Origin of the sequence: Undibacterium sp. Ji42W (assembly GCF_049340405.1) — a bacterium.
In the GTDB taxonomy this organism is placed as follows: Bacteria; Pseudomonadota; Gammaproteobacteria; order Burkholderiales; family Burkholderiaceae_D; genus Undibacterium.
The window spans coordinates 414,768-439,055 of record NZ_JBMPOV010000003.1 but is presented as its reverse complement, the minus strand read 5'-3'; the positions used below and the strand labels follow the sequence as shown (position 1 = coordinate 439,055).

Below are 24,288 nucleotides of genomic sequence, written 5' to 3'. Positions count from 1 at the left end.
GAAAGCAAATAATCATGCAAACACAAAACCACCATCAACAGAAAAACGATCAGCAATTGCTGGATGAAACCATCATCGCCGTACGCCAGTCGGCTGACCTGCTGCTCCAGCGTTTCAAGCCAGATGCACGTCCTGCTGACTTGCCGCAACTGCTGACGATGATAGAAGACAATGACACTGCCGTGACGTCGCAATTGCGTACGTCTTTACTGGCCCTGCGCCCAGATGCGCAATGGCTGGACGATGAAAAATCCAGCGGTCCGCTGCCTGCGGGTGAATGGTGGGTGGCTGACCCGGCAGAAGGTAATGTCAACCATATCCACGGCACGACTGAGTGGGCAGTGACAGCAACGCTGGTACGTGACAATGTGCCGGTGCTGACGGTGGTTGCTGAGCCGCTGGCGGCAAAACTCTATATGGCAGTGCTTGGCGGCGGTGCTTATCTAAACGGCCAGCCCCTGCATGTATCACAAAAACCCAGCCTGGCAGCGGCGCTGGTCAGCACTGGCCAGGCGACGCCGGGTGAAGGCAAGCTGGCTTACAGCAAGATAGGCCAGTCTGTCACGGCCATGCTGGAACATGCGCTGCTGGTGCGCATGGCTGTGCCTGCGACCATGCAACTGGTACAGGTCGCCAACGGACAACTCGATGCATTCTGGCAGCATGGCAATGTCTTGTCTGGCCTCATCAGTGGTGCCTTGCTGGTGACTGAAGCCGGTGGCCAGGTAACAGACTGGACTGGCCAGCCCTGGACTTTATCCAGCCCCAATTTTATTGCCAGCGCGCCTGTCATGAATGACCAGTTGGTCAACGTTTTAAAAAACATATAAACAATATATCAATAGGACTTAGGCAAAACCACCCCAAAGCTTGCAGCTTGCCGTACGTCCCAATTCGTCATACCCGCGCAGGCGGGTATCCATGCCCGATCGGCCTTACGTGTCTTACTGCCTGTGCGGTTGATCAAGGATGGATTCCCACTAAAAGCCTGCGGTAATGACGGTTTGGGGTGCGCTACATTGGTTGCGCTCATCGTGCTCATTGCCATCCATGCATGGCTGAGGCAAAAACCGTCAAGGTCAATTTTACGTTTGTCCTAATCAATAAGAGAAAAGAGAATAATGATGAAAGAGTACGCAGTCGTCGGTGCCAGCAGCGGCACAGGTTTGGCCATCACCCGTTTGCTGGCCAGCCAGGGTCACACTGTGCGTGCCATTGCACGCAAGCCACCCGCAGCAACAGAATTGATCAAACCCGTTGTTGCCGATGTGGGCAAGCCAGAAGCCATTGCCGCAGCACTGGCAGGTGAGCTGGAGGCAGTATTTTTTACGGTGGATATCCACAAGGCATTTGCGTCAAAACAGCTGATACGCTCGGTGATGTTTGATGGTTTCGTGAATGTGCTGAATGGTGTACAGCGTCACACAATGCCTCCACGCATTATCCTGCTCTCGGTCATGGGGCCGGGCAAATCATCACTGACCTGGCATTTGCTGAACCTGGCAAAACGCGGCATGCAACAGAATATCGTGGACAGGGAACAAGCCCTAGTCGATAGCGGCTTGCCGTATGTGATACTGCGTGCGCCGCGGCTGGTTGATGTAGTAGAAAATGGAACTGAAACGACCAGACCAGCAACAGCAGCCATGTTATCTGCCCAGGCCAATCATCGCCTCGACATGAAGCGCACAATAGCAAGGCCTGACCTGGCTACTGCGATGGTCGCCGCCGCAACATCAGCACCAGAAAACAGTGTGTGGGATGTGTATGCCAACGATGCAGGGCCAGTGCATGCATGGTTAAGATAAGAATTCAGGCATGATGCCCATGGCGACCATGTGCTGGCGTGATTCCTGCAATTCTTCAAAGAGCCATGCACGCAAATGCAGCAAGGGTGCCCAGTTGCGCAGTGCGGGTGGGTAGACGAGATAGTAGCGTTGCCGCACATTGTGCCGGGCAATCACTTGCGAGACTTGCACCAGATTGCCATTTGCCAGCGCATCCACCGTATAGACGCCACGCGCCAGCGCCAACCCCAGGTCATGCTCTGCAGCCTGCAACATGAGGCCAGTCTCGGCAAAGCTGGCAACTGGCACGACCTTGCCCTTGATGCCTGCCGCGTCCAGCCAGCGCTGCCACACCAGCGGGTCGCCCAGCAGGGGTTCGCGGGCGATTTGTTCTGGTGTGTAATCCTTGAGCCTGTGCGCTGCATGAGGTGAGCCCACCACCAGCAAGGGCAAGTCCAGGTCTGACAACATCTCTGCCTCCAGCCCCTGCCAATGGCCGTTACCAAAGCGTATGCCAGCATGCAGGTCTTGCGACTGCAAGTCACGGCTTTGCTGGGTAGCCTCAATACTCAGGCGGATATTCGGGTGACGTTCGCGCCAGTGGCCTATGCGTGGCAACAACCAGCGTTGGGCAAACGAGGGCACGACGGTAAGGCGCAGCACGGTGTCGGCACCGGCGCTTTCTCCAGCCCTGGCAGCCCTGGCACCTGCTTCCAGCCCATCCAGGGCAGCATCTACGCTTTGCAGGAAAATCTTGCCAGCCGCATTCAACAACACCCGCCTGCCCTGTCTCTCAAACAAGGCAAAACCAAGCTGCTGTTCCAGCGCACTGATCTGCTGGCTGATGGCGCTGGGTGTCAGGTTCAGCAACGATGCAGCCGCACGCAAACTCTGCAACTGGGCAGCGGCGCGAAAAGCAGGAAGAAATTGCAAAGGAATACGCATTATTGATTAGCAATTCTTACCAATTCATTAAAAATGATTGCTTTTGAGATGTACTTGATTAAATTAATCTTACCAGATTAGAGAACTTCACAGAAAACAGCATGCATCGTCGCCAGTTTTTGCTCGCCACTGCGCTGGGGATAAGTGCACAAGCATCCACAGGCCAGCCAGCATCTGCGTCTGCCTACAAACCGCAAGGACCCAAAATGAAAATCACACCATGGCAAGCACCATTAGATGCTTCACAAGCAAATGATCTCATGCAAAGATTAAGCAATGCGCGCTGGGCGGATGCCATTGTCGATGACTGGTCATATGGTACGGCCACGCAGCCGCTACGCCATCTGATTGATTTTTGGCAAACGCGGTATGACATCAACGAGGCGATAAGCCGGCTCAATGCGCTGCCGCACTACCAGGCAGAGATAGATGGTTTTCGTGTTCATTTTTTATATTTCAAAGGCAGGAGCAAGACTAAAAAGCCGCAACCGCTGCTGCTGAGTAATGGCTGGCCTTCAAGTTTTGTCGAATATACCCGGCTCGCGCCTATGCTGGCTGATCCTGCCAGCCATGGTGGCGATGCTGAGAGTGCTGACGATGCTTTTGATGTGATCATCCCTGCCCATCCTGGTTTTGGTTTGTCTGCGCGCCCGTCCATGCCTGACCAGGTGCAGACCATCGACCTGTTTCACCGCCTCATGCATGAGGGGCTGGGTTACAGCACCTATATGGTGTCCGGCACGGACGTTGGTGCAGGTGTGGCAACCCGCATGGCATTGAAATATCCGCAGGCCATCAAAGGCATACATCTATCGGCAGTGGTAGAGCCACCTGGCATAGCCAGTGCCACTGACCTCAGCAAGGCAGAGCTGGCTTATATGGAGAGCGTCAAACAATGGAGCGACAAGGAAGGTGCCTACCTGCATTTGCAGGCAACCAGACCGCAAACCCTGGCCTATGCGCTGAATGACACACCACTGGGCCTGGCGAGCTGGATACTGGAAAAATTCAGGAACTGGAGCGATGTGGGTGACAATCTGTTTGCGGTTTTCCCTGAACAGATGCTGCTGGATAATTTGCTGCTGTACTGGATTACGCAAACCATAGGGTCGTCCATGCGCTATTACTATGAGGCGCGCCACTTCCGCCCGGCCTTGCAGTTGCACGACAGGGTCAGCGTACCAACGGCGGTGTGCATGTGGCCCAGGGAGCTGGTAGTCGCCCCAAAAGAATGGGCAGCGCGTTTTTATCATCTCGTCCAATATACCAGCCCAGCCCGCGGCGGGCACTTCCCGGCATGGGAGCAAACGCAGACTTATGCTGAAGACTTGCGGCAATTTAGCCGAGCCTTGAGATAAACATGCTGGCAAGCCATGCAAGTATGTTTGTGATGGAACTTTATGCCCTAAAAATGGCCTGACACTCTGAAAACAATAAGTGCACAACATCAAGTGCAAACTTATCGAGAATTTTTGTTAACAGATTGCCCATGACCAAAATACTACCCATCCTTATTCTGTCTTTTTCGCACATCGCCTTTACACAGGCGGTGCAAGCTGGCACTGGCCCCAGGGCAGCAACACCAGCGCCACAGATAGAAGCACCGCGTGACCGGGTATTTCATGGTGTCATAAAACTGGAGGTGGACGCCTCTGATATGGTGCACAAGATCATCCATGTGCGGCAAAGAATACCAGTGCAAAAAAGTGGCGACATGGTTTTGCTGTATCCCGAATGGGAGACCACCAGCCATGCTGCCACGCAAACCGTCGCAGACCTGGCTGGCCTGAGCATCATGGCAGGTGAGACAAAACTGGAATGGCAGCGCGATACCGTGAACCCGTATGCCTTTCATATCACCGTGCCAAAAACTGCGCGTGAACTGAGGCTGGATTTCCAGATATTGCCAGCCAGCCGTGGTTTGTCGCCGGATATGTTGAAATTGCAATGGTCAAAGCTGGCGTTGTATCCGGCGGGTTGGTATCTGCGCAATATTGCCAGCGCCGCCTCCCTCACTTTGCCGAAGGATTTTCAATTCGCCACTGCACTGGAAAGCGATGTCGTCAGTGGCAACCAGATCAGCTTCAAACAAACCAGTGTTGAAAAACTCATGGATGCGCCTGTCTATGCAGGGCGGTATTTCAAACGGGTAGAACTCACGCCTGCGGGTACGGCTGTGTCGGTACGTTTGAATATGCTGGGCGACTCTGAGGCTGCCATCGCCATCACACCAGAATTTCTGACCAGGTACCAGGCCATGGTGGCGACTGTTCCTAAACTGTTCAAGGGTCAGCCTTATCCGCATTTTGATTTTCTGGTGACGCTGTCGGATACGATATTTTCTGGCGGTGGTGCCGAACATTCAGAATCGACAGAGATCAATCTGCCAGCTAATTTTTTCGTGAACCCCGATGCACAATTACGCATTGCCAGCCTGCATCCGCATGAATATGCCCATGCCTGGAATGGCCGCTACCGCCAGCCAGCGGATTTATGGACACCCAATCTGAACACGCCCATGCGCGGCAGCCTGCTGTGGATGTATGAGGGGCAGACAGAATTCTGGGGCCGCATACTGACATCGCACCTGGGTTTCATGACGCGCCAGCAAAGCCTGGATGCACTCGCGATGGATGCCGCCTTTGTCAGCGCCCGCGTGGGCAGGCAATGGAAGTCGCTGCAAGACAGCACCATAGACCCGGTCTACATGGCCGGCGGCAAGGCCGCAGTGCGCTGGCGCGACTGGCAACGCCGCGAAGACTATTATGTCGAAGGTGTGATGCTGTGGCTGGATGTAGAAATGCTGATGCGCGAACGATCATCTGGCAAAAAAGGGCTGGCTGATTTTGCTGGCAGTTTCTTTGGCGGTGGCAAAGCGAACAGTGCTATCAGCACCTATACCTTTGCGGATATCTGCAAGGGGCTGAATCAGCTGGTGCCTTACGACTGGGCTGCCTATTTCACTACCCGCCTGCAAGCCCACGATGCCAGCCACGCGCTGGATGGCCTGACACGCAGTGGCTATCGCCTGATTTACACCGATGAACCCACAGACTATTTCACGAAGATGGAAGTGGATGCAGGTACGACAGATTTTTCTCATTCGCTGGGCCTGACGGTCAATAGCAAAGGCGTGGTCAGCAGTGTGACATGGGAAGGTCGGGCCTTTCGCGCTGGTATCAGCCTGGGTGCGCGCTTGCTGAATGTCGGCAAGGAGGCGTATTCAGATACCGTATTGAAGCAGGCGATCAAGTCGGCAGCGGTATCGAAGGAAGCGATAGAACTGACTGTCATGGAGGATGGTAAAACACGTAGCGTTGCGATCAACTATACCGGCTCGCTGCGCTACCCTCGACTGGAACGTATTCCTGGTACGGTAGATAAGCTGGAAGGCTTGTTGAGTTTGCCTGTTTATGTGGGTGGGTGATTGCGGTTGATTATCACCTCTCATCGTAGGTAGGGCCGGGCCTGTAGGTTGGGCTACGGAATTACAAAGTTCCCCCGCATGTCCCCTACACTCAAAGCAAGTCAAGAACCATTCTCTTCAACAGCATAAGCACCCCGTATCGCTTTCGCCAACGCCATGCTCGCCGCACTGGCCCCATGCGCGGGCATGCGCAGGCTGATGGCGAACTCATCCAGCACTGGCAGGTCTGCTTCCGCACCAATTACGTCAAGCCCGGGCGGCACGGTTGATGGCAGCAAGGCTGTCACTGCCAGGTCTGCCTGTACCGTGGCGCTGATGGCTTCCATGCTGGGGTAATCGACGACATTGCGCCAGTCTATGCCGGCCCTGGCGAGTTCGCGTATTACCGTGGGTTTCAAGACACAGGTTTCTGATACCAGGCAAATCGGCAATGGTCGTTTTTGCCAGGCACTGCCGTCACGCTTGCCTGCCCATACTGGTCTTTCCAATGCCAGCAACTCTCCTTGAGCAGAGCCAGCAGGTGCTTCAATGATGGCCAGATCCAGCAGGCCACTGTCAAAATTTTTCATCAATTCGTTCGAAGAACCTGCGAGCAAGGATATCTCTACCAGTGGATAGGCTTTGACAAAGGCAGGCAGGATATGGGGCAGGTGCATGACCATCAGATCATGTGGCACGCCCAGGCGCACTGTGCCTGCGACTTCGGCCAGCGTCATCGATGCGAGGATGGCGTCATTCATTTCTACCAGGCTGCGCGCCTTTTGCAGCAAGACCTGTCCTTCCACTGTCAAGGAGACACCCGACCTGCCCCTGTCCAGTATGCGCTTGTCGAGTACTTCTTCCAGCCGCTTGATTTGCTGGCTGACTGCGCCCTGCGTCATATGCAGCCTTTGCGCAGCAAAGGTCATACTGTGCGTCTCTGCGACGTGCAAAAAAGTCCTGAGCAAGCCTATGTCGAGGTTTTTCATGGGCAGTAACAATCATTAAGCTTTGTAATACCTTGCATTACGAATATTCGATTTATTAATGGCTTTCAGCTCACTATAGTAGCCGAATGTACTCTTTTGAAGGAAAACCTGTCATGAAACAGTTTCCTCGAGTTGTCCCTGTTTTCATCCTGACCATCACTATAGCAAGCACGATCACCATGACCAGTCCCGCAACTGCCGCCATTCCATCCCCTGTCGATTTTCAATCCCATTACCTTAACAGCGCTGAAGACAAGCAGGCCATAGCGCGTCTGCTGAACAGCTACACGATATCGGTCAGCATGGGTGATGGCAAGACCTTTGCCACGCTCTTGCTCGATGAGCAAGTGCCTTTCATGGCGGTGCGTGGCGTCGCGGATATCGCCACTGGCGATACCATCGACACCCGCCGTTACGCCGATTTTCGCCAGGGCGTATTTTCCAGCGGGCGCAAGCTGGAGCAGGCTTTCTACAATGTCGATATCAAGCAGGATGGTGCTCTGGCACAAGTGTCGCTGGATTTCGTGACCAAAGAAACAGGCACGCAAAAAGGTGGCTTTGGCTGGAAGCTGTTGCACCTGTTGAAGGTTAACGGCAACTGGAAAATCGCCAGCGAGTTTTATACCGTGCGGGCATTGCCTGCGCAATAATGAAGTACTGAACACCTAATAAGCAAGTAACCAGCAAGTAACCAGCAAGTAACCAGCAGACAAATAAGCAAACAATAAGCCGACGTAGCATCCGAGACTGGCTCAGGTCAGCAGCTTACGCTAGCATCATCTTTTATCTTCATCGACAAAGCACGGTATGGGCTCGTTTTCCATACCGTGCATGCGTGCTCCCATCACGCCCCAGGCTGCTCTGCCCTGGAATTCTCAAGCTAAATTACGGAAATAAAATAGCTTGAAACCAAGCACACAAATGGATACAAATTGTTGCAACTTTAAAAACACCAAGCGGCTAAGATGATCCATCCAATTTGAATTTGACTAGCATGACTTTGCCTCACACTGCTGTAGTTGCCACTTCAAGAACAAAACAATTCACAATCCAGACACGCATGCTGGCTGGACTTGGCTTGTTCTTGCTGGCGACGGCTTGCAGTAAAAAAACCGAAGTGACCCCCGCGCCCCAGCCCGCTGCAGCAAGCCAGGCCCAGCTTGCACCTGTTGCTGCTCCAGCACCGGCAACGGCAAGCAACTCAGATAAACTGCAAGACTATATCGCCTGCTATAACCAGCTCGACAGAAACGCCCATCGCAGCATTGCCCGTTACCGTAGCTGGGTCAAGGACATGGATGCAGGCCCCAGCGGCAAAGAAGCAGTAGTGTATGGCCTGTATAAAATCGATGTCGATGAGATCGCCAAATGCCAGGTCAGCTTTACCCAGGCAGGCAAGACAGCACCGGGCAAACTTGATGTGGCTGCTACGGCTTACATCAACAGCCTGGCAGAGCTGGGCACACTGGTTGCCGATGCTGACCAGTACTACAGCCGCGACAACTACAAGGACGATGCCTTTGCCAAGGGCAAGAAAATGCATGCACCGCTGACTGCAGCGATGAAGCTGTTTGAAGAAAAGAGTAATATTTTTTCGGATGAAATCGAAGCGGAAAACGACAAGGTACTGGATGCAGAAATGCAGCAACTCGAAAAAAACGAGGGCCGCCAGCTACCCTATCTGCAAATGGCGCTGATGAGCAAGGCCAAGCACCTCATACGCCTGATTAGCGAAGAGAAATTCGATGCCGCCACTGCTGCCAAGGCACTGGCCGAGTATGAAAGCCTGACTGACGAAGCGATTGCCTATGTCAAAAAAAATAGCGAAAGTGCGGCCAGCGGCTGGTCCAGCCTGGAGAGAGCCTGCGAAGATTACCGCAAGGCCGCCAAAGAACGCGTGCGCCGCATCCGTGACAAAGTGCCCTACAGTGAAGGTGACAAGATGATGCTCAAGCCAGGTTCAGCCTGGATGGTAGAAGGCAGCCAGGAGAAAGTCACCAAGGCCTACAATGAATTGATAGAGGCAAGCAACCGCATGCATCGCTAAGGTTCATCATTAATCATACAAAATTGCGCATACAAAATTGAGCATACAAATAAGCATAGATAATTAAGCATTCACGATTTTTTTCTCATGCGGAATTTTTTCAAGCGCGCATCGCTACTCTGCGGACATGGAGTGCATTTGAAGAAGCCCCGCATGAATCCCACCCGGTAGTACTCCAGGTCCCCATCTGGAGTTGCTCTTTACAATGCCCTGCTGTCCGAGGGCATTTTTTTGTACCTACGAGAAAACCGCACCAGCTGCGTTGCAGCTCCCGCACTCAGACAAATTCGGTACTAAAGTACGGTCTTCGTCGCAACGGTGGAGTCGGTGTTTCAAACCATATATTGTCTGCCGACGTAACGAACTATCCTTGCAAAGGTGGCTTCTTAACGCATGGCCTTGCTGGGACGATTTTTCATCAGTACTACTATCATTTTTATTAAATTTAAAACACTCTCATTTACTTTAACTTTATTTCGTTGCATTTTGCGGCCTGCTTATCGACAAGCACCTTGTCGCCAAACAGCAGTTTCACGCCGCATTGCGAACCGAACATCCGGCTTTGGTCATGCCCCACGCCTTCCACATCGAAGTAATGATGGCTGCTGGCAGGCAGGGCTTTGGCGACCGGGGTTTGCTTGCCCAGGTATTGTTCATAAGCCCAGTAGGCATGGGCGCGGTCATAGCGTGTTGGCCCTTCTGCCTCAGCACCGCAGGACTTGTCGAGCACGCGGTGGTTAGGATCAGTATCTAAGCTGCCAACCAGATAAGTGACCTGTCTTTGCAGATGGCGGCTGTATAAATCCAGGCCAGTCATGCCCTTTGCATAAGCCACCATGTTTTGCATGCCATAGCGGTAGTCATCATAGGCGGGGCACACTGCTTTATCGTAGAGCGCAAAACCAGTGGATGCGGGCCGCTCAGGCGTGAAATACAGATACGATGAGGGATTCGCCACCACATACTGCACATCCAGCCCCCGCGCCCGCAAGGCTTCATCGACGTGATTGAGGATGGCATAACGGTGTATCAATTGCCCACCGCCAGAATGCCCGGCGAAAGTGATTTTCTTTAGCAGAGGCAGACGCGACTTGTCGGCAAGCAGTTGGGCAATATCATCAATGACCTGCAATGAACTCAGACCCGCCTGCGTGCCCGTGCCAGGCAAGGCAGGATCGCCGCCAGTCCAGCCCTGCACCGACCAGACCGGCATGCCATCAAAACCGGTATCCGGTTTGCCTGGGAAATTGGGCGCAATTACCAGCACTTCATCCGATGAGCGGCCCGACGCCTGCAACAAGGCCATCGCCGCTGCATAATAATCATCGCCATTACGCTGTATGCCATGCTGGACGATGATCACTTCACGTATCGTCTCCAGTTTTCCATCGAGCCTTTGATTCGCATACACCGGAAAATCATACCCAGCCTGCTGACCAGGTACAGGAAGATGCAAACGCTGCCAGGCAGGTGCGGCACAGGCAGGCTGCACAAGACAGCAAACAGCCAGCGTCGAGGATGCCAGCTTGCAAAAGAAATTAGATGCTTTCATGCCTGCCTCTGCGTTATTTGTATGGTGGCAATGATAGCATTGCCATGCCACATGATAAACTGGCATCTACAAAATATGGCTCCAACTAAACAAGGCTAGCACCAGGCATGTTACAACCATGAATGAAAGCATCGATCCGTTCCCTACAACGCCTGAGTCTATGAAAGAAGGCGCGCGGCGCATGCATTTGCAGGTGCAGGTAACAGCGGATTTTGGCACTGCCCTGGAAATAGAGTTGGCGGCAATGATGCATGAACGTCTCACGGCATTTCGCCAGCGATTCAGGCGCAGTAAATTCCAACTGCGCATGCAGAGCTCGCTAAAATATGTGGTCGCCCTCGGGCTAAGTCTGTCTGTAGCAATGATTTACCTCGACAGTATCAGCAGACAGAGTATCAAAATAGATATTGCTTTCTTTATCCTGTTTTCGCTTATTTTTTTTCTCACCTGGGATATGGAGAAGTTCATCGCCAGACGCGACAATCTGGTCAAGCCCTACTGGGGATGGCTGGCAAGAAGTGGGGCTTCCAGTATGCTCAGGATGGCAAAAAAAACCTGGCCCTTCACGGCAAAATATGAATTACGCGACGATATCATCGCGTATTACCGCATCACCAGCACCGGCAGCAAACTTGCCTGGACCAGAAGCCTGAAGCACTGCTACCTGAGCGGACAGCATGCAACTTTGTTCTACAAAAAAGAAACCTCGCTGTATCCTTATATACTCATCATGCACGAAGCACCGCAAGAATTGGCGCAGTATCTGGATGCGCTGGGGCTGCCGTGTCTTAACAGCACCCAGGATACGTAGATTTGTAGGGCGCGCCGTCAGCGTAGTAAATGGAGGGCACATGGTAATGTGCAGTACGCAGGTGATGTGCATGGCGGGGATATCTGTTCGCAGTATGCACTTTTCAATAAAGCATCAAGCAGCCTCTTGCAAAGCTCTACCACATCCACAAATACGCGATATTGATATTTCAAATATAGAAAGTCCATCATGAATCAGCGCATCAAAAAATTCTTCATGCCACACAGGGCCGCAATCGGGCCGCCCGGGGTAATGAGGGTAACGTCAATTTTCATCGCAGCGAATTGAATTTAGGCGTCTTGTTTTTTAAATTTTTTGGTTTATTTGTACTCGCTGAGGCAACTTACACCACATGTGGCGGCAGGATCAGAACGATGAGTCTGTATGCATCACCGCTTGATGACAGTGCCTTGAACGATACGCAAAAATAGCATTACTGCGCCGACAATATCTCCAGCAGCCGCGCAAAACCTGTTGGAATTTCATGCATCTGATCTGGCGAATAAAGCACGTTCAACACTTGATCGTCCAGATCAAGATCGACGACATCGATTGCCAGCCAGTCTTTGGACCAAAAATCGATCGCACCGATTTTGGACGATGAAATAAATTCCAGTCTTTTCAAATCCCCAAAATCCCCTTCCAGATATTCAGTCCAGGTAAGGACATAGGAAGCTGGAATCCGGGGTTCTACAAGTTCCTTGAAGTAGGCCAGGTGTTCGTTCATATACGGTCGCGTCTTACATCGAAAACGCAGATACTACCTTATCCTGATCATTTCTCCGGCTTCACAAATATGGTGTGATATTGCGCATGGTCCGCTCCACATAATCTTCTTTCTCCCCGACCGGGGCAACATAGTGGATGGCACTTTCTGCCGCCTCGGTGCCCGCCAGGCGGGCGATGACCCAGGCAGCCAGGTATTGCGAAGCCAGGCAGCCGCCCGCGGTGGCGACATTATCTTTGGCGAAGAAGGGCTGGTTCAAGACTTCAACACCCGCTGCCTGCACCCAGGGTTTGGTCGTGAGGTCAGTGCAGGCTGGCACGCTGCCCAGCAAACCCAGTTTGGCCAGCATCAGCGTGCCTGAGCATTGTGCCCCCAGGATTTGCCGGGCTGGATCAAGTTGCAGTTGCGCCATCAGGACGGTGTCTTCCACCACTTCTCGCGTGCGGATGCCGCTGCCGATGATGACGGCATCTGCTGCATTTGCTTCCTCCAGGGATATCTGCGATTCCAGCAAGACGCCATTCATGGAACGCACCTGCGCCACAGGACTGGCGATAGACACGCGCCAGCCCGGTGTCTTGATGCGGTTCAGGATGCCCAGAGCAATCAGGGAATCAAGTTCATTAAAACCTTCAAATGTCAGGATGGCGATATGCATAATCTCTCTTTGGGTTTGCAATGGTGACGAGGCATAATAAGCCGGCAAAACAATACAATCAAATAATTGTCATGGATACGCTTTGTGCATAGTCGCTATAAACAGCTAGTCGATACACTCGCCAGCGAGATACGTTCTGGTCGCCTGGCACCAGGCACCCGCCTGCCCACGCACCGCAAACTCGCGGCAACACATGGTCTGGCGCTGGTCACGGCCAGCCGCGTATATGCCGAACTCGAAACCATGGGTCTGGTCAGTGGTGAAACCGGGCGCGGCACCTTTGTGCGTGAAACGACGCTTGCACCCGGCATGGGCATAGACCAGCATGCGACCGCGACAGGGATGACCGACCTGAATTTTAATTATCCATCCTTGCCGGGCCAGGCCGAATTATTGCGCGCCGCCTTGCGCCAGCTGGCATCTTCAGGTGATATAGATGCACTGCTGCGTTACCAGCCGCATGGTGGCAGACAACATGAGCGTGCCGCCATGGCCCGCCATCTTGCGAGTCGTGGTCTTGATGTCAGTGCTGAGCAAGTAGCCATCGTCAGCGGTGCGCAACATGGGCTGGCAGTGACCGCTATGGCCTTGTTGCAACCGGGCGATGTAGTCGCTGTGGATGCGCTGACTTATCCCGGCTTCAAAGTTGTTGCACAAGCACAGCACCTCGAATTGCTGCCGATGGTAATGGGCAAAGATGGCCCCGACCTGAACGCGCTGGAAAAACTATGCAGACAACGCAAGGTGCGGGCGGTATATACGATGCCCACCATGCACAATCCCCTGGGTCTGGTCATGGGCCTGCCATGGCGGCAAGAGCTGGTGCGCATCGCCCGCAAACATGGCTTGCTGATCATGGAAGATGCTGCTTATGCGTTTCTGGCGACCAGGCCACCCGCACCACTGGCGGCACTGGCACCTGAGCTGACCGTGTATATATCAGGATTTTCCAAGAATATTTCTACCGGGCTCAGAGTGGGTTATGTCGCCGCACCCACACAACACCTGCCCGCAATTGAACGCGCGATACGGGCCACAACCTGGAACACACCTGCTCTAATGACCAGCCTGGTCTGCAACTGGCTGGGTGATGGCACGGTAGCCAGCCTCGAAAAAGAAAAGCGTGCCGATGCCAAAGCCAGGCAAACCCTGGCAAAAAAAGTACTCACCGGATTTGACTACATCAGCCATCCGGCATCGTATTTTATCTGGCTGCCGCTACCGGCAGAGCTGCGCGCAGATCAGATAGCCATGGCGCTGGAACGCGAGCAGATTGCCGTCTCAACGGCAGAACCCTTTGCAACCACAGAACAGGTACCGCATGCCTTGCGCCTGGCACTGGGCTCGTTGGAGATGGATGTACTCAAAGTGGCGCTGGAGAAGTTCAGGCAGGTGTTGGCGCGGTATGTGTATTGATCAGGAATGATCAGGGCATGCTGGCCTGCTGACCAAGCCGCTGTCGCATCAGATCAACGAAAGCCTCCAGCGTCGGTTGAGGCCCAGCACCCAGATTGGCATTCGTCCCCATGTCATCAATCTCGCGCAAGACCGTGCCGCCCCCCATGGAGGTTTGGCCCAATACATAGTAACGGATATGTTGACTGGATTTGTTACGCACGATGCCCGAGAAATGCGGTGCCAGCACCCAGGTGCCTGCGCTTTGCTTGACTTCTTCCAGCGACTTGCCCGTCAGATCAACTGGCGTGGCCTGGGGATAAGCTAACAGCAGCAGAGTATGGTTGGCATCAAGTTCGCACTGATGCCAGCGGTATTGCGTGGCTTCTTCCTGCAAGCTGGGTATTTCCTGCGCTTTGCAGCCAAGGTGGTAAAACAGATAATGAGAATTCTCGTCGGCTTTTTCGACAATATCAAACAATTGCGCGGCCTGGCGAAAGACATAGTGCGGCAATATCTGGTAGGCGATGTTATAAGACAATTGCTCCAGCGAAGTGCGTGCGGGTGGCTTGCCTTTGAAAAAGTCGAATAGTCCCATGATGTCGCCCCGGATTTTTTTATGTTTTCTCTTTGCCTCGCAAGAGACAGGAGTGCAGATGAAACCATACGGGCGGGAGTTTTGTCAATTCGTCAGGTGGGGCATGTGTGCAACAGAGACAAATCCCTTGTAGGGTGCGCCGTGCGCACCGCTCCGTGAATTTTGCATAAGATAGCAGGCGGTGCGCACGGCGCACCCTACAAAATCAAAGCGCTTCCAGCACGCGTGCCAACATCTCCACATCATCCTCAGTGTTCAGATAAGAAAACGACGCCCGCGCTATGCTGTGCAAGCCGCGCGCCTGCATGTCCAGCGGTGTGTAGGGGACGCCATTTGCACCTATGTAAATACGTTGCTGGGCGAGTGTGTTTTTCAAGGCCATCGCATCATGCCCGCGCAAGTTGAACGAGACTATGCCGGATCGTGCCCCCTCCCCCAGATCATGCAGGCTGATGGCCGGGATATTCGCCAGACGTTCGCGGCAAGCTGCTGCCAACGCAGCACTGGCAGCGCCCAGATTGGTAACACCCATGTGCAATGCCAGCCTGACTGATTCTGCCAGACCCAGTTGCAGGGCGACTGCGGCTTCGCTGGTTTCAAAGCGGCGGGTGTCATTGCGCAGATGGATTTTATTTGCCGCAATGGGGGCGGATGAGACATCGACCCAGGTGGGTTCCAGCTTGTCGAGAAATGATTTGCGCACATACAGCAAGGCGGTGCCGCGTGGGCCGCGCAAGTGTTTGCGGCCTGCGCTTTTTAATACATCGCATTGCAGGGCTTTGACATCAATCGCTACTTGCCCCAGCGCTTGCCCGGCGTCGATGAGGTAGGGCACGCCAGCCGCAGTTGCGACACGGCCAACGGCAGCGGCGTCATTGATAAGGCCACCATTGGCGGGCAGCCAGGTCAGTGAAATCAGGCGTACATGTTTGTCGATCATTTGTGCCAGGGCATTTGCATCGACACTGCCGTCAGCATGGCTGGGGATAGTCTCTACCGTCGCACCTGCGCGCTGTGCTGCACGCTGGTAATTAGCGAGGTTGCCGCCCCACTCCTGCCGTCCTGTCAGTATTCTGTCGCCCGGTTTTAATTGTGGCATGGCTGCAAATACACTGCCAAAGGCACTGGAGCCTGAGCTCATGAGGGCGACTTCATCGCTGCTGGCATTGATCAGTGCTGCTGCATCTTCACGCAGGTTTTGCAGTCTGTCAGCCACCAGCAGGGCAGCCTCCATGGGGCCGACCTGCGCTTCGAGATCAAGGTGTGCGTGTATGGCTTGCAGGGCAGCCCGTGGCAATAGCGAGGCACCGGCATGATTCAGGTGCGTACCTTGATCAAGGCCGGGCGTTTGCGCGCGTAACTGCGCGAGTTGTTCAATAGTGGGTACGTTATTGATCATGCAGCCACCAGAGTGACAATGGCATCGACTTCTACCGCTGCCCCTGTGGGCAGGCTGGATACACCTATCGCCGTGCGCGCATGGCGGCCACGCTCGCCGAGGACTGCGACGAAGAGATCAGATGCCCCATTGGCGATGGCGCTGTGTCCATCAAAATCCGGCGTCGTTGCGATGAAGACACCGAGTCGCTGTACCTGGGCAATGCGGCTGATGTCGCCATTGGTGGCAACGTCGATCACGGCCAGCACGCCTAGTGCAGCAATTTCTGCCTCTTGTTTTGCCAGTTCTGGCGACAGGCCGGCGCCAACCACGACGCCCTTTGCTGCGCCGGGGCGACCGATCTGCCCGGCGATGATGAGCAGATTACCTTGCAGGGTGTAGCTTAGATAATTGGCCGCTGGTGTCTTGACCGGTGGTAAAGCGTGGCCAAGTTCTTGCAGTTTTTTTGCGATCGTCGTCATGATGGTATTTCCTAAACGAGGGTGGAATTAATTGCAAGCAAAAGCTTGCCCTGGGTACCGCGTTCCGCCAGTGCGGCATGGGCCTGTGCCACATCTGCCAGTGCATATTCGGCATGGATGCGCAGCTTGACCGTGCCATTGAACAGGCAATCAAACACCTTGCTGGCGTGCGCCTGCAAGACCGCTGGAGTCGACAGGTAATGGGGTAAGACCGGGCGCGTCAGGGTGATGCTCTTACGCATGAGTTGCAGGACATCGACAGGATCTGGCTGGCCGCTGGCGGCACCAAATAATATGACATGGCCACAAGAGGCGGCGACATCCAGGCTTTGGGTGAAAGTGCTTTTACCGACAGAATCAAACACCACATCGACGCCGCGCCCCTGGGTTTGATCGCGGATGTGAGCAACCCAGTCTTTGTCGTCTATATATGACACTGGTTGCGCACCAACACTGCGCAACCAGTCAGCCTTGCTGGCGGACGATGCCGTACCAAATACCATCAGGCCGCGCGCCACAAGCAATTGCACCAGCCAGCCGCCAACACCACCAGCGGCAGCGTGGACCAGTACTGATCCAGATGCCGGCAAGCGCGCCACATTATCAAGCAGCATGATAGCGGTAAGGCCGTGTTCTATGGCGGCGCAGGCATCACGCAGGCTCACTTCATTCGGTATGCGTATCAGGTTAGCGGCAGGCACAGCTACCTGGCTGGCATAGGTACCTTGTACACCCGTGGTATAGGCCACCCGGTCACCGGCCTGCCAGCCGCTGCTCGCCGGTGCAGTAGCAATGATGCCTGTACCCTCTATGCCCATGGGCCATGGCTGTTTAACGCCGGGGTAGCGGCCTTCACGCTGGTAGATATCGACAAAATTTACACCTGCCCAGGCGGCATTGACGATGACCTCACCTGTAGCGGCGGGCACTTCCTGCAATTTCAATTGCTCCGGCCCGCAAAACTGGCTCACGATGATAGCTTGCATGGTCTTTTCCCTGTCGAGTTTCGATGCAGCTATTATTGTCGTAAGATAGGCAGGTAAAAAACGATACTTTCGCAACATGAAAGTGAGGGAAACTCAATATGCAAGGAAAACTGCCGCCCCTGTTCACACTGCAAGCCTTTGAAGCGGCTTCGCGCCTGGGCAGTTTTAGCAAGGCTGCCGATGAACTGAGCCTGACACCGGGTGCCATCAGCCGCCAGATACGCCAGCTTGAAGACTGGAGCAGCCTGACCCTGTTCAAGCGCCACGGCCCCAAAGTCAGCCTGACCGATGACGGCGCAGCCTTGCTGACTCGCCTTGCCGGCCCCCTGTCTGCCTTGCACCAGGCAATTTACCCACCGGCAGATGCCGCAACTAAGACCCTGCACATCTCCACCCTGGCATCCATCGCCAAGGAATGGTTGTTGCCACGCCTGGCCAGCTTCAGTGCCGCTCACCCGCATATACGCCTGATCATTGATACCGACTATGCGCTGGTGCGCCCTGCCCCGCGTGTGGCCATGGTGGCGATACGCCACGGCGCCAGGCAAAGTACAGACCAGATTTGCGAGACCTTGTTCACGGACCGCTTATTGGCAGTGACATCGTCAGAACTCAAGTGCAGGCTGGGTACAGATGCACGCCGGTGGCCCGCATCGATGATGCTGCAACACCTGTCACTGGACCCGGCCCGCTGGCTGGCTGCCGCTGGCCTGCCAGAAGATTTTAACTTGCAAGGCCAGGCCTATAACGATGCCGATGTCTTGATGGAAGCCGCCCAGAACAGTCAGGGCATCGCCCTGGGCCGCCTGTCGATCGCCTGGAGGCGCCTGCAGGCTGGCAGCCTGGTACTGGCTAACGCTACCATCTGCCCTACCTCTCGCGACAACCTGCTGGTCTTGCGGGAGGACAGTGCGGCACTGCCCGAGGTGCTGGCCTTTACCACCTGGCTACGTGAGCAGTCCAGACTGTGGCAGATGGACATGGACAAATTCGACAGCATGCATCAGGTCGTGCAGGGATGATAAGTATCTAAGTATGCCCACAAAGCGATCACTGTGATGGAACTGATTGCTTTAATTGACAGATTACTGCGTGAAACAAGCAGCCAGCGCTCAACGCGATGCACTGTGACGCTGACGAAAATCCAAATGAAGTTTACAATGGAAGAAACTTCATCTCTGCAATGTGGTCTCATGTTCATACAAGCGAGATGTTACAAACGCAATCTCAGGGCCTGTTGCAGTAATTCTGATTCGATCAATTCGAGAGTAGCGTCATGAAACCAGTGAACAACACCATAGATATAGCCAGCCTGAGCGCTATTGTGGGCATTACGGCCTTGGCCGGCTTGCTGCTTTTTAATATCCATGAAACCGGGCAGGCTGCTGTTGCAGACATGCAGGCCAGCAATGCCGCTAAAATGGCCGCAGGCAATGTCAGGCCAGCCTCGCGCCTGGTTGGTAAAGCAGTGTGGTCACAATTAAGCGCAGCTCAACAAAAGACCCTGTCCCCTCTGCTAAGCCAATGGGGCAAGCTTGACGACAAGAACAAGGCAAAGTGGATCACCATTGCAGATCGCTACCCAGGCCTGAAACCTGAAGAACAAAAACGCATACAAAAGCGCATGGAACTGTGGGCGCAACTGAGCCCAGAGCAAAAACAGATCGCCCGCCTGAACTACGCACAGGCCAAGAAAATCGAGACTGCCCAAAAAACCAGGCAATGGGAGCTATACCAGCAATTGCCAGCAGAGAAAAAGCAACTGCTGGCCAGCGGCGTACCTCTACAACTGGCCAACGTACCAGCCCCCAAAACCCTGGCCGATACGATTACGGCAGCCAGTACAGAAAACGTCGCAGCATCTGTCACTGAGCAAAGCTCAGCCTCAGCCAGCCAGTCTGCTGATCTTGAGGTAACGGCATCTCCCTCCAGCCGTGGTGATTTGCCGGTTGTGAAGTAGGTATCATTAAACTGTACCTGCCCAAGCGACAGCTGCTTGCATCCTCTTCAGATTAATGTAGTGCCAAATCATGACACGGCCACCAGGATGCCATCATGTTCTTTTCCACTTCGCCAGACCAGACGAAGACAGTGATCGCTTGTTGGCCATGAATGTGACACGCCTTGATCGGCGTCATTCTGGTGCTGATGATGACGATGATTTTCAGCGTCCCCAGACAACGGGATATGTTGCTGCTGTCAATGCCATCCGGTTACCACTGGTGCAATCCAATCTCAGCCAGTGTCAATATCGAGGTGGATTTTGACGACACCATACTCTGGAAAGGCAATCCCGTTTCACCAGCTGAATTACAGCAGTATCTGATTGCCGCCGTGCACGAGCAGGCGCAACTGCACATCAAGCCATCTCCGATAGCCAGCTATGCTGTAGTGGCTGCGACAACCAGACAAATGCTGAATGCCGGAGTGCAGATCATCAATATTGACACACCGGCAATACCATCTTCACAAGAGAATATTTTTACTGGCTTGTAATTGCGATGCGCATTGTAGTTCGCCTTCACGAATTCTCACTCTTTCACGCATCACGTATCATTTCATGCACGCAAAATTAATTCGTTCCGACTACAGATTGGTTGGCCATGTTCAATGCCAACCCGCAGCAAGAACAAGTACTGCGATCTACAGGTTTATGGTCTTATCATGCAAACGGCAAACTGATTAGCCTGGACGGTGAAAACAGGGTCGCCCTGGCAGATTGCGGTGGATGCTTGCTCCCCATTCCTCTAGAAGTATCAGATCCCGAATGCCTGGGACAATTTATCGCCTTTGATATCGTACGTCTGAACGTGTGGCGCCACTGAGGGTTTTACACCTGTAAAGTGCGTTGCAACGCACCACATGTACCGTTAAAAATAAGGATCATATTTAATGTGGGAAATCGTATGCAGTTTTTTTCCGTCATACCATTAATGCGTACAGTTTTTTATCTTAAAACGGTGCGTTACAACGCACCCTACCAGTCTGACAAGCTCACCATGTACCCTGCACTCGCCTGCCATATCTTTATTCAATAAGCATGTACCCGCATAGGCCCCAGTTTGACGATGTTTTCTTTGTTCTTTTCTATGAATGCGATCATCTGCGCCTTTTTTTCTGCGCTTGCCTTTCCGAATTTAAAGCTGTAGTAGGCAACGGTGAAAGACAGGGCGATCACACCCGTGCAAGCGGCGACAAACCACCATGCGTCGCGGTCGATTGGGCTGCCGGACAGTATGATCACCATAGATAAAATCGACACAATAATCACAGCGCCTATCAGTAACCTCAAATATGCAAAGGCGATAGATTTGAAGTTGATGGGAATACGCAGGGCATGCGTATTGTCGATCACAATATAGCTACCCTGATAAACCAGTGGTATCAAGGAAAAATGATGGAAACGCGTCGCTATATGCAAGTGACGATCAACAGACTCAACCTGCCCAAAGAATTTGGTACCATAAAACATGCCCTACACTCCATTGAAATTTGCGCACAGTATCAACCTGGCGTAACAGTACCAGCCACAATTGCGATGCCGATCTTACTAGCTTTAACAAGTGGAAGCAAATGAAGTAAGGGTTTATCGCATTGATGCCGTGACCGTAGGACGCATTGTAATGCGCCGCATGAGAACATTGCAAACGTGGGAGAAATATCGATGTTGTACATGCCGGCGTACACGCCACGTACATGCAGGCATTGCAATACGTCTTACTTATTGCAATGCGTATCGCAGTGTCCAGGAATTGATGATCAACTCCTGGTAAGGTGCGCCATGCGCACCGGGATTTTTTTGATGTATGCAAAGAGCGGTGCGCATGGCGCACCCTACTGAACTACGGCTTTTACGCCCACCAGGTCTGAACACAGCAATGCTGCATCAATTGCCTTTATAAATCCCTGCTTCGAGCGTGTAGTCGCCGCTGCGTACATAATAGGTGGATTTGTTTTCCAGTTGTTTGGTAACGGGATTATTGTAGCGGTAATCAACCCAGCCTTTTCCCTTGGTTTTTGCGCCCTCGACGATTTCCTTGCGGAAGAATTTGCCATCAGCATCTGGCAACACGATCATGTTTTTGCCGACGAGCTTGGGATTGACGGGATGAGCGAGCGTGGTGCCATCAAGACTGCGCACGACCAGATAAAGGTCACCTTTGATGAACTCCGGATTTTTGTTATTGACTTCTTTGATGAGCGCTTCAACGCTGTTTTTCTTGACATAGGCCAGGCCTTTTTCCACCATATCTATAGCATCAGACCGGTTGTCGGCATAGGCATTGGGGAAAATCATGGCACTTAACAAAGCCAGAAAAATCAGCGCAAAACGTTTCATGGTGTCTCCGTGTAGGGTATTGGTCTTGGCTCAGTATAGGCAAGTCGCATGGGTGAGACAAGCTATATTGCAGAAAAGCCGCAATGGCAATACGACAAATGCGGGGGAAATTCAGACACTCTGATTTAGCATGTCTTTTCAGCACAACCAGGGAAATATCTCTCTGGCTTGTCATATTTTCATGCAAACTCAGGACGCTTTCATTATGCAACTACTCTACCAAAGCCATTCCCCCTATGCCCGCAAGGCATTGGTATTCGCCCACGAAGCTGGCCTGGCCGGGCAGATCGAAGTTATCCATCACGAAACCAGCCCGACCAATCGTAATGAAGCCGTGTATGCGCAAAACCCTTTGGGCAAGGTGCCAGTGTTGCTGCGCTCCCGCTTGCCGCCGCTGTTTGATTCTGACGTGATTTGTGAGTATCTGGATACCCTGCACACTGGCAGAGCGCTGATCCCGCGCGAAGGCGAGGCGCACTGGCATGCCTTGCGGGTGCAGGCGGTGGCCAAGGGCATGGCAGATTCTGGCATCGCAGTGCGCTGGGAAACCTCGCGCCGCCCGGAAGCCCTGCGCTACCTGCCGCTACGTGATGGTCATACGCAAAAGCTGCTGGCCAGCTATGACTGGCTGGAGCAAGAGCTGGATGTGGATGGCCAAGTCCATATTGGCCACATCGCCGTGGCAACGTCCTTGAGCTGGCTGGAATTTCGCGGCTTGCCCGGCTTCAGGAATGGTCGCCCCAGGCTGGTGGCATGGTATGAAACATTCATCCACCGACCTTCCATGCTGGCGACACCCTTATCAGGTGAAACCCAGGACTGAGCTATATTTACTTTGCCTCGTCGAGTGGTACAGGGATAGTCAGACCGCGCTTGACCAGACCCAGGCTGACATTGGTCGTAAAGCGCCTGACGTTGGCATTCTCTTGCATGAGGCGCGACATCAAGGCATCAAAGGCTTGCACATGGGGTGCAGTGACGATGAGGAAAAAATCAACTTCACCCGTCACATAAAAGGCTTGCTGTATATGTTCCTGAGCATTGAGCCATACGCGCAGTTGTGCCAGTAATTCTGGCCGTTCGCGTTCAACTTCGAGTGAGACGATGAAAAAATTCGGGCGGCCAATTTTAAGCGGATCAACGATAGCCGCATCACGCAGGATGACGCCCTGCTCACGCATGCGGCGCAAGCGTCTTTGTATGGCAGACGGTGACAGCGGCACCTGTTCAGCCAGGCGCTCAGCCGCCAGGCTGGAATCTTGTTGCACGAGATTGAGTAGCTGGCGGTCGAACCGGTCAAGTTGCATGGTGAACAGGGGCTGAGGCAAAAGTCATCATGACCTCAGCCTGGCGGGAAATTGAAATCACGCCTGACAGCGGCATAGCCAGGGTAAGCAGCACTCCTGGCGAAACTCATCTCTTCTGATTGCCACAAGTGGATCATGTCATTGCCTTGCGCAAAGAACAGGTATCCCGTTTTTGTAAAACCCAATACATCGAACTTGCGGGACCATGGCCCAGTCATATACACACTGGTCTGGCCAGTTTTGCTTATCTTGTGGATCAAGGGCCGATGTTTATCGTCCCAGTTACCACCGAAATAAATATTACCCTCGGCATCAATAGCCATGCCGGTGGAGGGTGTCGCCAGCTTGTGGAACACTGCACCTTTGCCGCTCTGATCATACCTGCTGATCTGCCCGTCACTGGATTCAACCACAAGATCATTGCCATGCGCATTGATGTAGACGGGACGGTTGATGGCAGCCAGATCACGCACCTTGCCCTGCTGGTCTATCACTTTCAGCATATTGGCCCCGGTATCTGCGACATATAAAAGATTGTCGCTGCCAAATGCGATGCCTCTGGGATTACCCAGGCCAGTGGCAAAGACACGCGTCCCTGTCTCACTGGCAATGCGGATGGATCCTGTACCGCTGTCGGCAAAATACAGTTGATTATCAGCATCAAATGCCAGACCGGCAGGCGCATTGGCATCGGTCGCCATCACGCGCGTGCTTGACGTCTGAAAATCGGTTTTGACTATGCAGTTAAGTGTGCTTGAAGTACTGAATATTGTCGTCGTGTCGTTTGCCATCATGAATAAGCCAGTAAGTAGGATAGCTAAGGTTAAGGAGTGAGGGTAATTATTCTACAATCAATTACGTGGCAGGTCTGCGCCTGCAAA

The 24,288-nt window shown here is 53.4% G+C and carries 25 protein-coding genes; 12 read left to right on the top strand and 13 right to left on the bottom strand.

Features of this window, described 5'->3' with window-relative positions; all coding sequences use genetic code 11:
- The first annotated feature begins 14 nt into the window (after positions 1-14).
- Together ACO0LG_RS08275 and ACO0LG_RS08270 are read left to right on the top strand one after the other, a co-directional pair.
- Entirely contained in the window at positions 15-830 is an 816-nt protein-coding gene (locus tag ACO0LG_RS08275) for an inositol monophosphatase family protein (RefSeq protein ID WP_423025176.1), read from the top strand.
- Positions 831-1,124: 294 nt separating this feature from the next.
- On the top strand, positions 1,125-1,808 hold the full coding sequence (locus tag ACO0LG_RS08270; RefSeq protein ID WP_423025174.1) for an SDR family oxidoreductase: 684 nt from the start codon (positions 1,125-1,127) through the stop codon (positions 1,806-1,808).
- Here ACO0LG_RS08270 and ACO0LG_RS08265 read toward each other — a convergent pair.
- The gene (locus ACO0LG_RS08265) at positions 1,800-2,732 is read right to left on the bottom strand and encodes a LysR substrate-binding domain-containing protein (protein WP_423025172.1); all 933 of its coding nucleotides are present in this window, start codon (positions 2,730-2,732) and stop codon (positions 1,800-1,802) included. The genes ACO0LG_RS08270 and ACO0LG_RS08265 overlap by 9 nt on opposite strands.
- A 101-nt stretch (positions 2,733-2,833) precedes the next feature.
- Here ACO0LG_RS08265 and ACO0LG_RS08260 point away from each other — a divergent pair, with 101 nt between their 5' ends.
- Together ACO0LG_RS08260 and ACO0LG_RS08255 are read left to right on the top strand one after the other, a co-directional pair.
- Positions 2,834-4,090, top strand: coding sequence for an epoxide hydrolase family protein (locus ACO0LG_RS08260; RefSeq protein WP_423025170.1), 1,257 nt, complete (start codon positions 2,834-2,836; stop codon positions 4,088-4,090).
- Positions 4,091-4,221: 131 nt separating this feature from the next.
- Complete coding sequence (locus ACO0LG_RS08255; RefSeq protein WP_423025168.1) at positions 4,222-6,159, top strand: peptidase M61; 1,938 nt, start codon at positions 4,222-4,224, stop codon at positions 6,157-6,159.
- 101 nt (positions 6,160-6,260) lie between these two features.
- On the opposite strand, the gene ACO0LG_RS08250 is transcribed toward ACO0LG_RS08255, so the two are convergent.
- On the bottom strand, positions 6,261-7,127 hold the full coding sequence (locus ACO0LG_RS08250; RefSeq protein WP_423025166.1) for a LysR family transcriptional regulator: 867 nt from the start codon (positions 7,125-7,127) through the stop codon (positions 6,261-6,263).
- Positions 7,128-7,240: 113 nt separating this feature from the next.
- On the opposite strand from ACO0LG_RS08250, the gene ACO0LG_RS08245 reads away from it, so the two are divergent.
- Both ACO0LG_RS08245 and ACO0LG_RS08240 read left to right on the top strand, forming a co-directional pair.
- Positions 7,241-7,777, top strand: a complete 537-nt coding sequence (locus ACO0LG_RS08245) for a hypothetical protein (RefSeq protein WP_423025164.1) — start codon at positions 7,241-7,243, stop codon at positions 7,775-7,777.
- Positions 7,778-8,187: 410 nt separating this feature from the next.
- The gene (locus tag ACO0LG_RS08240; protein ID WP_423025162.1) at positions 8,188-9,174 is read left to right on the top strand and encodes a YiiG family protein; all 987 of its coding nucleotides are present in this window, start codon (positions 8,188-8,190) and stop codon (positions 9,172-9,174) included.
- Positions 9,175-9,634: 460 nt separating this feature from the next.
- On the opposite strand, the gene ACO0LG_RS08235 is transcribed toward ACO0LG_RS08240, so the two are convergent.
- A complete protein-coding gene (locus ACO0LG_RS08235) occupies positions 9,635-10,726 on the bottom strand; it encodes a hypothetical protein (RefSeq protein WP_423025160.1) in 1,092 nt (363 codons plus the stop codon).
- A gap of 118 nt (positions 10,727-10,844) precedes the next feature.
- On the opposite strand from ACO0LG_RS08235, the gene ACO0LG_RS08230 reads away from it, so the two are divergent.
- Complete coding sequence (locus ACO0LG_RS08230; RefSeq protein ID WP_423025158.1) at positions 10,845-11,537, top strand: hypothetical protein; 693 nt, start codon at positions 10,845-10,847, stop codon at positions 11,535-11,537.
- 433 nt (positions 11,538-11,970) lie between these two features.
- Here the strand turns inward: ACO0LG_RS08230 and ACO0LG_RS08225 are convergent, their stop codons facing one another.
- Together ACO0LG_RS08225 and ACO0LG_RS08220 are read right to left on the bottom strand one after the other, a co-directional pair.
- Entirely contained in the window at positions 11,971-12,264 is a 294-nt protein-coding gene (locus tag ACO0LG_RS08225) for a hypothetical protein (protein ID WP_423025156.1), read from the bottom strand.
- Between the two features lie 61 nt (positions 12,265-12,325).
- Positions 12,326-12,922, bottom strand: coding sequence for a DJ-1/PfpI family protein (locus ACO0LG_RS08220; protein ID WP_423025154.1), 597 nt, complete (start codon positions 12,920-12,922; stop codon positions 12,326-12,328).
- Positions 12,923-13,006: 84 nt separating this feature from the next.
- Between ACO0LG_RS08220 and ACO0LG_RS08215 the strand changes: the two genes are divergently transcribed.
- A complete protein-coding gene (locus tag ACO0LG_RS08215; RefSeq protein WP_423025152.1) occupies positions 13,007-14,338 on the top strand; it encodes a PLP-dependent aminotransferase family protein in 1,332 nt (443 codons plus the stop codon).
- A 10-nt stretch (positions 14,339-14,348) separates the two neighbouring features.
- Here ACO0LG_RS08215 and ACO0LG_RS08210 read toward each other — a convergent pair whose 3' ends face one another.
- The 4 genes from ACO0LG_RS08210 to ACO0LG_RS08195 all read right to left on the bottom strand — a co-directional run bounded on the left by ACO0LG_RS08210 (position 14,349) and on the right by ACO0LG_RS08195 (position 17,761).
- A complete protein-coding gene (locus tag ACO0LG_RS08210; protein WP_423025150.1) occupies positions 14,349-14,915 on the bottom strand; it encodes a hypothetical protein in 567 nt (188 codons plus the stop codon).
- Positions 14,916-15,120: 205 nt separating this feature from the next.
- Positions 15,121-16,314: an aminotransferase class V-fold PLP-dependent enzyme gene (locus tag ACO0LG_RS08205; RefSeq protein ID WP_423025148.1), complete on the bottom strand. Its 1,194-nt coding sequence runs from the start codon at positions 16,312-16,314 to the stop codon at positions 15,121-15,123.
- Positions 16,311-16,775 carry a RidA family protein gene (locus ACO0LG_RS08200; protein ID WP_423025146.1) on the bottom strand — a complete coding sequence of 155 codons (465 nt, stop codon included), beginning with the start codon at positions 16,773-16,775 and terminating at the stop codon, positions 16,311-16,313. Before ACO0LG_RS08200 ends, ACO0LG_RS08205 begins: the two co-directional genes overlap by 4 nt.
- A gap of 11 nt (positions 16,776-16,786) precedes the next feature.
- Complete coding sequence (locus tag ACO0LG_RS08195; protein WP_423025144.1) at positions 16,787-17,761, bottom strand: quinone oxidoreductase family protein; 975 nt, start codon at positions 17,759-17,761, stop codon at positions 16,787-16,789.
- Positions 17,762-17,859: 98 nt separating this feature from the next.
- Here ACO0LG_RS08195 and ACO0LG_RS08190 point away from each other — a divergent pair, with 98 nt between their 5' ends.
- The 3 genes from ACO0LG_RS08190 to ACO0LG_RS08180 all read left to right on the top strand — a co-directional run bounded on the left by ACO0LG_RS08190 (position 17,860) and on the right by ACO0LG_RS08180 (position 20,257).
- Positions 17,860-18,783, top strand: coding sequence for a LysR family transcriptional regulator (locus ACO0LG_RS08190; protein ID WP_423025142.1), 924 nt, complete (start codon positions 17,860-17,862; stop codon positions 18,781-18,783).
- A gap of 254 nt (positions 18,784-19,037) precedes the next feature.
- Positions 19,038-19,721: a DUF3106 domain-containing protein gene (locus ACO0LG_RS08185; RefSeq protein ID WP_423025140.1), complete on the top strand. Its 684-nt coding sequence runs from the start codon at positions 19,038-19,040 to the stop codon at positions 19,719-19,721.
- A 164-nt stretch (positions 19,722-19,885) separates the two neighbouring features.
- Positions 19,886-20,257 (top strand): ExbD/TolR family protein, encoded by a 372-nt coding sequence (locus tag ACO0LG_RS08180; protein ID WP_423025138.1) that lies wholly within the window; start codon positions 19,886-19,888, stop codon positions 20,255-20,257.
- A 535-nt stretch (positions 20,258-20,792) separates the two neighbouring features.
- On the opposite strand, the gene ACO0LG_RS08175 is transcribed toward ACO0LG_RS08180, so the two are convergent.
- Positions 20,793-21,233, bottom strand: a complete 441-nt coding sequence (locus tag ACO0LG_RS08175) for a hypothetical protein (protein WP_423025136.1) — start codon at positions 21,231-21,233, stop codon at positions 20,793-20,795.
- A 414-nt stretch (positions 21,234-21,647) separates the two neighbouring features.
- Positions 21,648-22,100 (bottom strand): cache domain-containing protein, encoded by a 453-nt coding sequence (locus ACO0LG_RS08170; RefSeq protein ID WP_423025134.1) that lies wholly within the window; start codon positions 22,098-22,100, stop codon positions 21,648-21,650.
- A gap of 205 nt (positions 22,101-22,305) precedes the next feature.
- Between ACO0LG_RS08170 and ACO0LG_RS08165 the strand changes: the two genes are divergently transcribed.
- A complete protein-coding gene (locus ACO0LG_RS08165) occupies positions 22,306-22,923 on the top strand; it encodes a glutathione S-transferase (RefSeq protein ID WP_423025132.1) in 618 nt (205 codons plus the stop codon).
- A gap of 7 nt (positions 22,924-22,930) precedes the next feature.
- Here the strand turns inward: ACO0LG_RS08165 and ACO0LG_RS08160 are convergent, their stop codons facing one another.
- On the bottom strand, positions 22,931-23,407 hold the full coding sequence (locus tag ACO0LG_RS08160) for an Lrp/AsnC family transcriptional regulator (protein WP_423025130.1): 477 nt from the start codon (positions 23,405-23,407) through the stop codon (positions 22,931-22,933).
- A gap of 35 nt (positions 23,408-23,442) precedes the next feature.
- Positions 23,443-24,201 (bottom strand): hypothetical protein, encoded by a 759-nt coding sequence (locus ACO0LG_RS08155; RefSeq protein WP_423025128.1) that lies wholly within the window; start codon positions 24,199-24,201, stop codon positions 23,443-23,445.
- Positions 24,202-24,288: the final 87 nt, after the last annotated feature.